The sequence below is a fragment of the Mumia sp. ZJ1417 genome (genome assembly GCF_014127285.1).
Classification (GTDB): Bacteria; Actinomycetota; Actinomycetes; order Propionibacteriales; family Nocardioidaceae; genus Mumia.
This window is the reverse complement of the sequence record NZ_CP059901.1, coordinates 3646842-3660171: the sequence shown is the minus strand read 5'-3', so window position 1 is coordinate 3660171 and position 13330 is coordinate 3646842. Positions and strand designations below refer to the sequence as shown.

Annotated in this window: 10 protein-coding genes; 2 read left to right on the top strand and 8 right to left on the bottom strand. The window is 69.8% G+C overall.

All coding sequences use genetic code 11. The features are described 5' to 3' along the window. Positions 1-48 precede the first annotated feature (48 nt). Together H4N58_RS17645 and H4N58_RS17640 are read right to left on the bottom strand one after the other, a co-directional pair. Positions 49-1275 carry an NADH-quinone oxidoreductase subunit D gene (locus H4N58_RS17645; RefSeq protein WP_167251439.1) on the bottom strand — a complete coding sequence of 409 codons (1227 nt, stop codon included), beginning with the start codon at positions 1273-1275 and terminating at the stop codon, positions 49-51. Between the two features lie 47 nt (positions 1276-1322). Further along, positions 1323-2702: a M14 family zinc carboxypeptidase gene (locus H4N58_RS17640; RefSeq protein WP_167251441.1), complete on the bottom strand. Its 1380-nt coding sequence runs from the start codon at positions 2700-2702 to the stop codon at positions 1323-1325. Between the two features lie 186 nt (positions 2703-2888). Here H4N58_RS17640 and H4N58_RS17635 point away from each other — a divergent pair, with 186 nt between their 5' ends. Further along, positions 2889-4526, top strand: coding sequence for a long-chain fatty acid--CoA ligase (locus H4N58_RS17635; protein WP_167251443.1), 1638 nt, complete (start codon positions 2889-2891; stop codon positions 4524-4526). Between the two features lies 1 nt (position 4527). Here H4N58_RS17635 and H4N58_RS17630 read toward each other — a convergent pair whose 3' ends face one another. The 6 genes from H4N58_RS17630 to H4N58_RS17605 all read right to left on the bottom strand — a co-directional run bounded on the left by H4N58_RS17630 (position 4528) and on the right by H4N58_RS17605 (position 12373). After that, a complete protein-coding gene (locus tag H4N58_RS17630) occupies positions 4528-5445 on the bottom strand; it encodes an SAM-dependent methyltransferase (protein WP_167251445.1) in 918 nt (305 codons plus the stop codon). Further along, the gene (locus H4N58_RS17625; protein WP_208322934.1) at positions 5442-6269 is read right to left on the bottom strand and encodes a hypothetical protein; all 828 of its coding nucleotides are present in this window, start codon (positions 6267-6269) and stop codon (positions 5442-5444) included. The genes H4N58_RS17630 and H4N58_RS17625 overlap by 4 nt, the downstream gene beginning before the upstream one ends. A gap of 55 nt (positions 6270-6324) precedes the next feature. Continuing rightward, on the bottom strand, positions 6325-7704 hold the full coding sequence (locus tag H4N58_RS17620; protein WP_182397111.1) for a bifunctional dTDP-4-dehydrorhamnose 3,5-epimerase family protein/NAD(P)-dependent oxidoreductase: 1380 nt from the start codon (positions 7702-7704) through the stop codon (positions 6325-6327). Then, entirely contained in the window at positions 7701-8699 is a 999-nt protein-coding gene (gene rfbB / locus H4N58_RS17615; protein ID WP_167251449.1) for a dTDP-glucose 4,6-dehydratase, read from the bottom strand. Before rfbB ends, H4N58_RS17620 begins: the two co-directional genes overlap by 4 nt. Before the next feature lie 80 nt (positions 8700-8779). Beyond that, positions 8780-10561 (bottom strand): glycosyltransferase, encoded by a 1782-nt coding sequence (locus tag H4N58_RS17610; protein WP_167251451.1) that lies wholly within the window; start codon positions 10559-10561, stop codon positions 8780-8782. 48 nt (positions 10562-10609) lie between these two features. Next, positions 10610-12373 carry a DUF563 domain-containing protein gene (locus H4N58_RS17605; RefSeq protein WP_167251453.1) on the bottom strand — a complete coding sequence of 588 codons (1764 nt, stop codon included), beginning with the start codon at positions 12371-12373 and terminating at the stop codon, positions 10610-10612. A 70-nt stretch (positions 12374-12443) separates the two neighbouring features. On the opposite strand from H4N58_RS17605, the gene rfbA reads away from it, so the two are divergent. Continuing rightward, positions 12444-13307: a glucose-1-phosphate thymidylyltransferase RfbA gene (gene rfbA / locus H4N58_RS17600; RefSeq protein WP_167251455.1), complete on the top strand. Its 864-nt coding sequence runs from the start codon at positions 12444-12446 to the stop codon at positions 13305-13307. The last annotated feature ends 23 nt before the right edge of the window (positions 13308-13330 follow it).

The following is a 13330-nucleotide window of genomic DNA, read 5'->3' as shown; positions in this document are numbered from 1 at the left end:
GACCCTAGGGCGATCCGCGCGAGGCGGCCCGTCGAGGGTCGGTGGGCGCTACTTGTCGATGTCGCCGACGACGAAGAACATCGAGCCGAGGATCGAGATCAGATCGGCCACGACGCAGCCTCGTACGACCTCGGGCAGGACCGCGATGTTGTTGAACGACGCCGAACGCAGCTTGAGCCGCCACGGCGTCTTCTCGCCGCGCGAGACGAGGTAGTAGCCGTTGATGCCGAGCGGGTTCTCGGTCCAGACGTACGTCGACCCCTCGGGTGCCTTCACGATCTTGGGGAGCTTCACATTGATCGGACCCTGCGGAAGGTCGCGCATCCGCGCGACGCAGGCATCGGCGAGATCGAGCGAGACCCGCACCTGGTCCAGCAGGCACGAGAACCGCGCATAGCTGTCGCCCTCGGTCCGAGTCACGACCTTCAGGTGCTTGTCGGCGGCCAGCTCGGCGTACGCGAGGTAGGGCTCGTCGCGGCGCAGGTCGAAGTCGACACCGGACGCTCGAGCGATCGGCCCGGAGACTCCGTACGCGTGGATGAGGTCGGGACTGAGAACGCCGACGCCCTTGGTCCGGGCCGCGAAGATCTCGTTGTCGAGGAGCATGTCTTCGATCTGGCCGAGACGGCCCCGTACGGCGCCGACGGCGGAGGTGACGCGGTCGAGCCAACCGGCCGGGAGGTCCTCCTTGAGCCCACCGACGCGGTTGAACATGTAGTGCATCCGGCCCCCGGAGATCTCCTCCATGACCTCCTGGATCGTCTCGCGCTCGCGGGTCGCATAGAACAGCGGCGTGATCGCGCCGAGCTCGAGGGGGTAGGAGCCGAGGAAGAGCAGGTGGTTGAGGACGCGGTTGAGCTCGGCCAGCAGCGTACGGGCCCAGGTCGCGCGCTCGGGCACCTCGAGCCCGAGCATCCGCTCGACCGCGAGGACCACACCGAGCTCGGAGGAGAACGCCGAGAGCCAGTCGTGGCGGTTGGCGAGCACGAGGATCTGGCGGTAGTCGCGGACCTCGAAGAGCTTCTCGACGCCGCGGTGCATGTAGCCGACGATCGGCTCGCACCCGACGATCCGCTCACCGTCGAGGGTGAGGCGCAGCCGGAGCACACCGTGGGTCGCCGGATGCTGCGGGCCGACGTTGAGGACCATGTCGGCCGTGCCGAGATCGACGCCGCCGCCCCGCTCGTGACCGAACCCGGCGGCACCCGCGCCGACGCCGACGGTGAGGCGGGTCGGGGTGCCGGGCTGGTCGCCTCCGGGCTCGCTCACGGACATGCCGTTCAGCCTAGCGGCGCGGGCGCCGCGAGCGAGCCCGGTGCGCCTCAGCAGCTCTCGAGCGGTGTCCCGTCGGCGACACGCCACTCGGAGCGCTCGTCGAACATCAGCGGGACGAGCGCGCGGTTGGCCTGCGCGAGGCTCACGACGTACGAGTCGGCAGCCCGCGTGGCCTTGAGGTCGTGCAGGTCGAGTGCCTGACGTACCTGCGCGAAGACCTCGGGCGTGATCCGGTAGCCGCACATCGGTTCCGGCTCGACCTGCTCGGGGAGGGTCGGCACCATGTCGTCCTGCCCGCCGAAGTAGACGATGCCGCCCTGCGACGCCCCCAGGTCGATCGCCCGCTCGGCGGCCGCCGCCGTCTCGCGCGCGAGCGTCCGGCGGTTCTCCGCGATCATCTGCGCCGAACCGAGCGCGCTGGCGTAGTTCGTGTCGACTCGTCGGTTGTTGAGGACACGGACGTCGGCCGCCTCGTCGTCGTTGAGCGGACGGGTGGCCGTCTCGCTCAGCATGCCGACGACGTTGACGAGCCCGGCGTAGTTGCGCAGGATGCGCACCTGCTCGTCACCGGCGACCTGGAGGAACGGCTCGCCGTCCTTGACGTAGTGACCGTAGATGCCGGCTGTGAAGCCTTCGTCGCGGGCCTGAGCCGCGGAGTACTCCTCGCTCATCTCCACACTCAGGCTGTGGATGGTGTCGTCGACGTTGCGGTTGCGCGGCCAGAGGTGGAGGAGGTCGGTCCGGTAGTACTCGCTCGGACCGTACTCGTGGAGGTCGTTGAGCACGTCGGGGTTCCAGTCGCGGATCACCTTCGTGATGGCACGGGCCTCGGGCGTCGCGAGCCCGAGGTAGTCGCGGTTCACGTCGACGCGGTCGGCGTTGCCGCGGGTGTTGGCGACCCAGCCGTCCGGGTTGGCGTTGACGAAGAGCACCGTCGTACGCGAGAGGAGCCGGGTGACGGTGGAGGACTTGCTCGTGGCGAGGTCACGCGCGAGCTTCATGCAGGCCTCACGGCCGGACGGCTCGTTGCCGTGCACCGAGCAGACGAACATCGCGACGGAGCCCGTCGCGGCCTTCGCTCGGTTCTTTGGTGCGGGGGCGCCGATCGAGACGAGCTGGAGCGGGCGGCCCTGCGTCGTACGCCCGATGTCGCTGACCGAGACCCGCTTGCTGGACTGGTCGAGCTGACGGTAGAACGCGAGCGACTCGGGGTGGGTCGTCCACTGCGCACCACCCGACCTCTCGAACGGGGTCTGCAGAGTGGCCGGCGCCTTGCCCGCGGCGGCGGTGAGGGCCTTCTCGAGGGAGTCGTCGCGCTGGTCGGCGCCGGCCGACGTCCCGCTCGCAGCGAAGAGCGATCCTGCCAGCGCCGCTCCCGCGGCAGTGGCGAGAACCTTGGACCAGGGGATGGGTCTTGTGGAGCGCAAGGGTGTTCCTTTCGCTGGTGGCAGACCGTGCCCGAGCGACGTGCTGTCCTCGGGGCCGCCACGTGAGGTTCCGCTTACGTTCGTGGACCGGAGCAGGCTCGGCAACCCGAGTTCGTGAAAATCGAAGACAAGATGGGCGATGAGATGTTAAAAGGTCGCTCCCAGGTCACACCTTCGGAGGTTGCGATGCGCAGCACGATGCAAGACGTCCCGCTCGGGCTAGGCCGGCTCATGCAGTACGGCACGACCGTGCACGCCGAGGCCACGGTCGTGACGGCGACGGCCGACGGCACGAGAACGACCACGTACGGTGAGATCGGACGTCGCGCGGCCCGCCTCGCACGCGTCCTGCGCCGCCTGGGCGTGACCGGGGACCAACGGGTCGGCACGTTTATGTGGAACAACGCCGAGCACCTGGAGGCCTATCTTGCGGTCCCGTCGATGGGGGCCGTGCTCCACACGATCAACATCCGGCTGTTCCCAGAGCAGGTCACCTATGTCGTCAACCACGCCGAGGACTCCGTCGTCCTCGTCGACGCGTCGCTCGTGACACCGTTCGCGGCGCTGCTGCCGACGTTCGAGACCGTCACGCACGTGCTCGTGACCGGGCCCGGCTCCGACACGATCGACCTCGCTCCTCTGCAGGCGTCGGGCAAGGCCGTGCTCCGGTACGAGGACGCGCTCGCGCTCGAGCCCGACTGGTTCGCGTGGCCCGAGATCGACGAGCGTGCCGCGGCGGCGATGTGCTACACGAGCGGCACCACCGGCAACCCGAAGGGTGTCGTCTACAGCCACCGTTCGGCGTACCTGCACTCCATGGCGATGGCGATGGGCGACAACGCCGGCATCGGGCCGAACGATCGCGTCCTCCCAGTGGTGCCGATGTTCCACGCGAACGCCTGGGGCCTCCCGTACGCGGCTGTCCTCGTCGGCGCCTCGCTCGTGATGCCGGACCGGTGGCTCCAGGCCGAGCCGCTGGTGCGGTTGATCGAGGAGACGCGTCCCACGCTCACGGGCGGGGTGCCGACGATCTTCAACGACGTCCTCGGCTGGGTGGACGAGCACCCGGCCGACCTCACCTCGCTCAGGCTCGCCCTCTGTGGTGGGTCCGCGGTGCCGCTCTCGCTGCAGCAGGCGCTGTGGGAGAGGCACGGTGTGCGCGTCCAGCAGGCGTGGGGGATGACCGAGACCTCACCCGTGGCGACCTCGGGCATGCCGCCGGTCGGCGTCGCCGACGAGGAGGCCTGGCGATACCGCGCGAGCCAGGGCAGGATGCTCGGCGGGGTCGAGGGACGTCTCGTCGGCGACGACGGGCAACCGCTGCCGCACGACGGGGAGGCGGTCGGCGAGCTCGAGGTGCGCGGCCCGTGGATCACCGGCGCCTACCACCGCGACGACGACCCGGAGAAGTTCCGCGACGGGTGGCTGCGGACCGGCGACGTCGGCACGATCGATCCGCGCGGCTACGTCACGCTCACCGACCGCGCGAAGGACGTCATCAAGTCCGGCGGGGAGTGGATCTCTTCGGTCGACCTCGAGAACGCGCTCATGGCCCACCCCGATGTCGTCGAGGCCGCGGTCGTCGGGATCCCGGACGAGAAGTGGCAGGAGCGCCCGCTCGCGACCGTCGTGGTCCGGGCGGGTGCGACGGTCACACCGAAGGACCTGCGCGAGCACCTGTCGGGCTCGGTCGCGAAGTGGCAGCTGCCCGACGCGTGGACGTTCGTCGAGGCGGTCCCGCGGACCTCGGTCGGCAAGTTCGACAAGAAGGTGCTCCGCAAGGCGTACGCCGACGGCGACCTGGAGGTCGTACGGGGGGAGTGACTCAGCGAACGGGGGTGAGGACCCACCAGAAGTCGCCGAGGCCCCCCGACGCGGTCAGCTCGGCCGCCTCCGACGCCGCGACGAGCGCGGCGACATAGGCCTGCGGGTCGGACGAGGCGAGCGAGAGCGGCGGGCGCGTGCCGTCGACGCCGAGATCGCGGAGGACGTCGCGCTGGCGGGCGAGGGTGCCGCCGACGGCGGTGGCGAGGGCGTCCACCGCCACGTGCGCGGTGACGTCGCAGCTGCCGTCGGGCACGACATCGGCCTCCACCCCGTCGCGGTAGGCCCGCAGGCTCCCGTACGGGGGCCGGTCGGCTGCACGGTGCCCGTAGTCGACGGCGATCGCCGCCCCACCCTCCACGCGTGAGACCACGTCGCGCCAGAGCGCCTCCCTGGCGACGCCGACCTCCGCCCGCTCACCGGGCTCGGTCAGCGGCCACCAGGCCTCGACCCACTCCAGCGTCCGAGGGTCGCGTACGGGGGCGCCCAGCTGCTCGGCGCCGGTCGCCGGATCGACGAGCACCGTACGGAGGACGCCGTCGCGGTCCCGCTCGACGATCTCGCACGGCACGTCGTCGAGCAGCTCGTTGGCGAACATGAGCCCCTCGAGCTGCTCAGGGAGGTGGTCCCTCCACCCGATCCGCTCGGGGAGCTCGGGGGGACGCGGACGGACGTCGACCCCGAGGAGTGCGAGCTGGCCCGGCGCCATCGCGTCGAGCGCCGTCAGCAGCTCTCCGCGCCCCGCGCCCACGTCCACCACCGCATGCAGGTCATGGCGGCGGACATAGGCGAGGATCGCGGCCGCGAAGACCGTCGACGCGTGCACGGACGTCCGGAAGTGCGCCGCCGGTGACTCGCGGCGATAGAAGCCGTCAGGTCCGTACAGGGCGTCGTCCCACGCCTCACGCCAGCCGATCACTGCTCCGCGTACCGCGACCGGAGGATCGCCCGCCGCCGGGTGCCTTCGCGGTTGTCGCCCTTCTCGATGATCACGAGGTTGTGGTAGCAGTGCACGGCGACGACGTGGAGGTCCGTGTAGGTGGGCTCGTACGACTCGTCCACGAACTCCTCGTAGTTCAGACCGTCGACGAGGGACTTGACCAGCGCCATCGTGGTCGTCGGATCGTCGAGGTCGTCGCTGCCGCCGCGTTCGGGCCAGTACGACGTCTGGGTGTCCTCGATCGCGTACAACCCGCCGTTGGCCAGCCTCGGGAACAGGTACGCGAAGCTGGCCCGGACGTGCTCCGAGCGGTGGCTACCGTCGTCGATGATGATCGTGAGGTCGCCGACCTCGTCGAGGATGCGTTGGAGCACTGCGGGGTCGGCCTGGCTGCCTTGGTACGTCGTGATCCGCGCGGCGTCGACGAACGACTTGTCCTCGAGGTCGAGCCCGACGACCTGCGCGTTACGGAAGAAGTGCTTCCACATCCGTAGCGACTTGCCACCGCGGCCTTTGCGGGCGTAACCCCCGATGCCGATCTCGAGGAGGTTGATCTTCTGGTCGCGGAAGGGCGCGAAATGGCGCTGGTAGTGCGGCGTGTAGCGGTGGGTTCCCCACTTGTCCGTACGGAAGTGCCGCGCCAGCTGTGTGAGGTCCATCTCTGCCAGCCGCTGCGCACGGGTCTTGCGGGGTGGCGCGGGCGCGGGGCGGCGCCTGAGCGGGTCGCGCAGGCGGGCCCACACGGTGTCACCGACCAAGGGCTTGATCCACTTGACGGCGAAGGACTTCGCAGGCTGGCGCACGTGTTCCTCGTTCCGTGGGTCGGCTGCAAAACACTGTAGTCAGCCGTGCGGCCAATCAGGCGAGGTAGGAGTCCAGCGATTCGCTCACTGGCAGCGGCACGAACCCGGTCGCCTCGATCTTGGTGAGGTCGAGCACCGAGTGCCGGGGTCGCGGTGCGAGGTCCTTGCCCTCGCCGTACGCCTCGGTGGAGGTTGGCGTGACGTCGCCGGGATCGCGGCCGCAACGGGCGAACACACCGCGCGCGACGTCGTACCAGGACGTGGGCTCGCCGCCGCCGCTCAGGTTGTAGGTGCCGTACGGGGCACCCGTCTCGAGCAGGTGGACGATCCCGCGGGCGAGCTCGGTGGTGAACGTGAGGCGGCCGACCTGGTCGTCCACGACTGACGGGCTGACGTCGTCCTTCGCGAGCCGCGCCATGGTCCGGACGAAGTTGCTGCCGTCGCCGATCACCCAGCTCGTCCGTACGACGTAGTGGCGCGCGATCGTCGACACCACCGCGTCGCCGGCGGCCTTGGTCTGCCCGTATACACCGAGCGGTGAGAACGGCTCCGACTCGTCGTGCACCGCGCGCGTGCCGTCGAAGACGTAGTCGCTCGAGAGGTGCACGACCGTCAGCCGGTGGCGCGCGGCGGTCGCCGCGAGGTGCACGAGCGCGCTGGCGTTGGCCGCCCACGCGGCGACGCGCCCCTCGGGCGTCTCGGCGACATCGACCGCCGTATAGGCCGCGGCGTTGATCACCGTGTCGTAGCGCGACCAGTCGACCGCCTCGTGCGCGGCAGGGTCGGTCATGTCGAAGGTGTCGAGGTCGACGGCGTCGGCCTCGGGAAGCATCGCCCGCAGCGCGCGCCCGAGCTGGCCGTACGCGCCGAGGACGAGCGTGCGGCGAGGCTCCATCGGAGTGACGTCGGCCAGGAGGGGGTTGGCGCGGTCCTTGTCAGAAACCTCCGCGTCGGCGAGGGGGATCGGCCAGTCGATCGCCAGGGCGGGATCGTCGAGGGCGACCGCTGTATAGGCGACGTCCGGACGCCAGTGCTCGTTGACGAGGTAGGCGTAGGTCGTGCCGTCCTCGAGCGCTTGGTAGGAGTTGCCGACGCCGCGGGGGACGAAGACCGCGACGCCCGGGTGCAGGTCGACGGTGACGGTGGTCCCGAAGTTCGGGCCGGGACGCAGGTCGACCCACGCCCCGAAGGCCTTGCCGGTCATCAGCGACACGAGCTTGTCCCACGGCTCGGCGTGGATGCCGCGGGTCGTGCCCGCGTTCGCGTTGTACGAGACGTTGTTCTGGACGGGGCCGAAGTCGGGCAGACCCTGCGCGAGCATCTTCTCTCGCTGCCAGTTCTCCTTGAACCAGCCTCGGCTGTCGCCGTGGAGCGGCAGGTCGACGACGAGCAGGCCCTCGATCGAGGTGCTCCGGACGGCGGGGCTCGCGCTCACTGGCCGGCCTCGGCGTAGCGCGCCTCGACGGCTTCTTTCTTGGGTCGCCACCACGCCTCGTTGTCGCGGTACCACGCGATCGTCGTCTCCAGGCCGGCGCGGAAGTCGGTGAACCGGGGCGCCCAGCCCAGCTCCGTACGCAGCTTGGTCGAGTCGATCGCATAGCGCATGTCGTGGCCGGGGCGGTCGGTGACGAGGTCGTACGCGTCGGCGGGCTGGCCCATGAGCTCGAGGATGGTCTCGACGACCTCGCGGTTGTTCTTCTCGCCGTCGGCGCCGATCAGGTAGGTCTCGCCGATCTTGCCGTGCTCGAGGATCGTCCGCACCGCGCTCGAGTGGTCCTCGGTGTGGATCCAGTCGCGGACGTTGAGACCTTGGCCGTACAGCTTCGGGCGGCGCCCGTCGAGGACGTTGGTGATCTGACGCGGGATGAACTTCTCGACGTGCTGGTAGGGCCCGTAGTTGTTGGAGCAGTTGCTCAGCGTCGCCGGGACGCCGAACGACCGGACCCAGGCGCGTACGAGGAGGTCGGAGCCTGCCTTGGTGGACGAGTACGGGCTCGAGGGGTTGTACGGCGTCGACTCGGTGAAGCGTGCCGGGTCGTCGAGCTCGAGGTCGCCGTAGACCTCGTCGGTCGAGACGTGATGGAAGCGGGTGCCGTGACGGCGGACCGCCTCGAGCAGCGTGAACGTGCCGATGAGGTTCGTCCGCACGAAGGGGCTGGGGTCGGACAGCGAGTTGTCGTTGTGCGACTCGGCGGCGAAGTGGACGACCGCGTCGTGGTCGGCGACCAGCGGGTCGACGACGTCGGCGTCGGCGATGTCACCGACGACCAGGCTCACCCGGTCCGGAGGCAGCGCGTCGATCGCCTCGCGGTTGGCGGCGTAGGTCAGCTTGTCGAGCACGGTGACCGAGTCGTCGGTGGTCTCGACGAGGTGCTGGACGAAGTTGGAGCCGATGAACCCGGCGCCGCCGGTGACGAGGATCGTCCGCATCGGACCAGGGTAGCGAGCGTCCCCCGCACGTGGTGGCTGAAGACCACACTTCCTCGAGGTGGTCGAGGATCCCGGCGCCCTCAGGAGACGCGGTCGAACGTGAGTCGTCCGCCGGCGGCCTGACCGTGGGCGACGTCTGTCATCCAGCAGGCGTTGTGCCACACGACGGTGAGACGGACCCGGACACGCTGCTCGCCCATCGCCGTCGCGAGTGCGAGCGTGTCGAGGTCGCCGGCGATCCTGAACCCGTCCACTCGAGGCGAGATTTTCGGAGCCCGCACGTCCAGCGGGGTCTGCACGACCTCCCCGGTCTCCTCACCGATGTGGTCGAGCGTCGCGCTCAGCATGCCGACGTCTGACGCCCCCGTTCCCGTGGCACGCGCCCGAAGCCGCGTGACGAACCGGCCACCGTCGAGGCGTGCGGCGTGGACCACGACGCCGTGGAACGTCACGCGTGAGGACTCCTGCGCCTTGACCGTGCGGAAGACTCGTGCCCAGTCCTCGGCGAAGCGCCGCGGAGAGTGCTCGGCAGCCTTCTCGTGGGCGGCGGCGCTCATCCGAGCCACGAGGTCGGCGCTGGAGGTCAGGTCCAGGATGCGGGCGGCGAAGGCCTCGACGTCCCCGGGCGCCACCAGGTAGCCGTCGACACCGTCGCTGATCTGCTCGCGCGGTCCGTACCGGATGTCGTAGCTGATCACCGGGCAGCCTCGGCTCATCGCCTCCAGCGTCGCCAGCGGATATCCCTCGTGGACGCTGGTGAGGACGAAGGCAGCAGCTGTCGCGATCGCGTCCCGGGCTCCCGGGTCATACCCGTGGAAGGTGACTGCGTCGTCGATCCCCAGCTCGCGGGCCCTGCCCTCGAGGACCGCCCGGTCGGCTCCGTCGCCGTAGATGTCGAGCCGGAGCGCAGGGTCTGTGCGTCGGGCGATCTCGAGGGCGCGCAGCGCGTGCGAGATCCGCTTCTGCCCCTCCAGGCGGGCGACCGTCACGAGACGTTTGAGGTCGCGCGGAGGGGCCGGGTCTGGGAGCGTGCGTGGCTCCACGGCGTTGGGGACGACGAACAGGTTGTTGGTCGCGCCCTCCCTGAGGGCGAGCTCGTCTCGGTGTCGTTCGGTGAGGAGCACGACGCCGTCGAGAGCGTGAAGACGCCCCAGCACTTTCGCGTAGGGGGCTTTGAGGGCAGAGTCCCACCGACCGCCGCCGGGAGTGTGGGGATTGTGGAACGCGGCGACCAGGTGCATTCGGCGCTCGCTGAGTCCGAGCAGGAGCGGCAGCACGCGCCGCGAGTCGGACACGACGAATCCGTCGCCAGGACCGACCAGCTCACGAAGCCACTGCTGGACGAATGCGGCGCGGGTCTCATGGCAGCGCACGACGCGCCCGTCGTGGTCCACGATCTCGAACAGTCGCGGCGCGAGGGTCGTCCGGACGGCTACGGACCCGTCCGCCCGCAGGTAGTCGACCACCTCGGGCCTGGCGTCGGTCGTGGCTCCGGGGTGCCGGTAGACGACCTGGTACGGAGTGCCGTCGGCGCGATTCACCGCAGTTGCGGCGAGGTCGACCGCGGGGAGCTCGTCCGTTCCGGTGCCCAGCGTGGCGCGATCGCGGGTCGCGTAGTCGTCGTAGATGTTCGCGACCTCGACATGCTCGGTGAGCGTGCCGCGCTCCAGGAGGACCTCGCGGGTCCGGTCGAGGTCGGGGAGATCGCCGACGGTGGCGATCACGCTCCTGACACCGTCGTGCTCGGCGAGCATCCGCGCTCGCATCAGCATCACCGCTGTCCGGCCGCCTTTGTCGAGCCTCAACGCGCTCGCGAACGACACGTACGTGCCCTCGGGAACGAGGGCACGGTGCGGGAACACGCTCGTCACCATACTCGCGCAACCCTTTTGCGCACCATGCGTGAAATCTCAGCGGAGCAGCCGCCGCAGCGCCCAGTGGTGTCGTCGGAGGTTGAAGGTGAAGTCGTCGCCGAAGGCGATCTTGCGCATCGTGGGGTCGCGCTCCTGCGGGATGCTCCGGCCCCAGAAGTAGTGGATGTCGTTGCCGTTGACGGCGGCGATGAGCGCCTCGTTCTGGGCACGGTAGCCGTCCCCGGAGATGAGGATGACCCGCGCGTGCGGGGCGTGCATCATCGTGAACATCCCGCTCCCGCCATACCCGGCGATGACCCGCGCCTGGGCGAACAGCTGCACCTGCTCTCCGTACGAGTGCTGCTCGGGATGCACGATCGCGAATCCGCGGTCGGCGAAGAAGCGCTCGATCGCCGGCCCCTGGTGGCAGAGGCGCCGCGAGCTGCGGGTGACGAAGATCCGCTCGGCGCGCACCGGTGGTTCGATGTCGGCGAACGCCTCGCGGATGCGGCTCCAGGTCTGCGCGATCGCCGGCGAGACGTAGCGCGGGTTCTCGAACTCCGGGTCTGCGGCGACGAGGTTCTCCACGTCGAGCACCTCGTCGCCGTACTGGGTGACCACGCTGGACCGCGGGATGCCGTAGGCGGTCAGGATGTCGTGGACGAACTCCGGCACGCGCGACTGCCCCGGACGGAGGCTGATGAGCGGCCTGATGTCGGGGTGCACCTCACGAGCCTGCTCCCAGCCCCACAGCCGCGAGATCACCTCGGTGCACACGTGGCCGAAGTGTCCGGGGTACTCGGTGTCCAGGTAGTAGAGCGGGCCGTCCCACGTCCGGTGCTGGTCCGGACGCCACCGCGGTCGCATCACCGCCATGTCGTCGCTGGAGCGGACGAGCCCGGGGTGTCGCAGGTGAGGTGCGTGCTGGTGTCGGAACGAGTCGGGGAGCCAGTAGTCGCCGTAGGAGACGAGCTGGCGGGGGTACGTCTGGGCCTGCGTGTAGTGGCGTACCGCGAGGGGCGGGACGGTGAAAGTCCCGGTGACGACGTCGGGTCCCTTGCCGTGCGTGGTGACCACGGCCCGCCCGGTGAACGTGCTGCCGGGGCGCTCGAGAAGCCTCGTCACCGGTGAACCCTCGCCGTATCGGGCATCGAGGACCGGCACCGTCTCCGCGGTGTGCAGCATGCGCAAGAGCATGTGCCGCTTGGTGACGAGCGCGAGGTCGTGGTGGTACGAGACGCTCTCGAGCGAAAGGGCGAACGCGTCGAGCCATGTCGACCAGCCGTGTGCGGCCGGCGGCTCGGCGGAGCGTCGTACGGCCTCCTCGATGACGGCCCTGACCGACTCCCCGGCGTCGGCGACAGTCTGATCTCCGGGGGAGCGATCGATGTGCTCGACCGCGAGTACCCCGCCGGCCTCGACGTATCCGTGGAGCTTGCGCAACGCCGTCACCTGGCCCGAGGTCTTGCGGTGCAGCGCGAGCACCAGCAGCTGCGGGCGTGGCAGCACAGACAAGATGTCGGTGAACGTCCCGCTGCCGTGCCACGGGTTGCGGCGCACGTTGTCGAGCGGTCCCTGGTCGGACACTCCCTCTGGGGGGTTCCATGGCGCTGCGAGGACGTGCACGGTCGCCTCCGGATAGCGCTCTGCGAACGTGTTGCCGAGGGCGGTCGCGTACGCGCGCGCCACGACCACCACCTCGGTCAGCGGCACCGCCATGCCGTCGACGGCAGCCTCGTACGCGTGGAGGTGGTCGAGCGCGGCGGAGGCCTGCGGGACCCCCCGCCGCAGGCCGATCGCATCGAGCGACTTGTCCGTCATGCAGCCATCGTGCCGGTCTTGCGGACTCACGCCACTCGCGTTGCGGCCGCGTCGTCCCTACCATGGCCCGATGCGTGGCATCATCTTGGCCGGTGGGACGGGGTCTCGGCTGCACCCGATCACCCTCGGCACCAGCAAGCAGCTCGTGCCGGTTTACGACAAGCCGATGATCTACTACCCCCTGTCGACGCTCGTCCTCGCCGGCATCCGCGACATCCTCGTGATCACGACGCCCGAGGACGCGCCCCAGTTCGCACGTCTCCTCGGCGACGGGTCGCGTTTCGGCATCTCGCTGTCGTACGTCCAGCAGCCCAGCCCCGACGGGCTCGCGCAGGCCTTCATCCTCGGCGCGGACCACCTTGACGAGGGCGCGGCGGCGCTCGTCCTGGGCGACAACATCTTCTACGGACCTGGCATGGGTGGTCAGCTGACGCGGTTCGGCTCGCTCGACGGCGCGGCCATCTTCGGCTACCAGGTCCGCGACCCGACGGCGTACGGCGTCGTCGAGTTCGACGAGTCCGGCAAGGCGCTCTCGCTGGAGGAGAAGCCCGCCGAGCCGCGGAGCAGCTTCGCGGTGCCCGGCCTCTACTTCTACGACTCCGACGTGGTGGAGATCGCCCGGTCGCTCAAGCCGTCGGCCCGCGGCGAGCTGGAGATCACCGACCTCAACCGGGTCTACCTCGACGAGGGACGGCTCCAGGTCGAGATCCTGCCGCGGGGCACCGCGTGGCTCGACACCGGGACGTTCGACTCCCTCAACGACGCCTCCAACTTCGTCCGGACGATCGAGAGTCGCCAGGGCCTCAAGATCGGGTGCCCGGAGGAGGTCGCCTGGCGGGCCGGGTTCCTCACCGACGACGAGCTGCGCGAGCGCGCCGAGCCGTTGGTCAAGAGCGGGTACGGTGCTTACCTGCTGGGCCTGCTCCCACGCTGAGCCCTTCTCCTCGGACAAGCAAG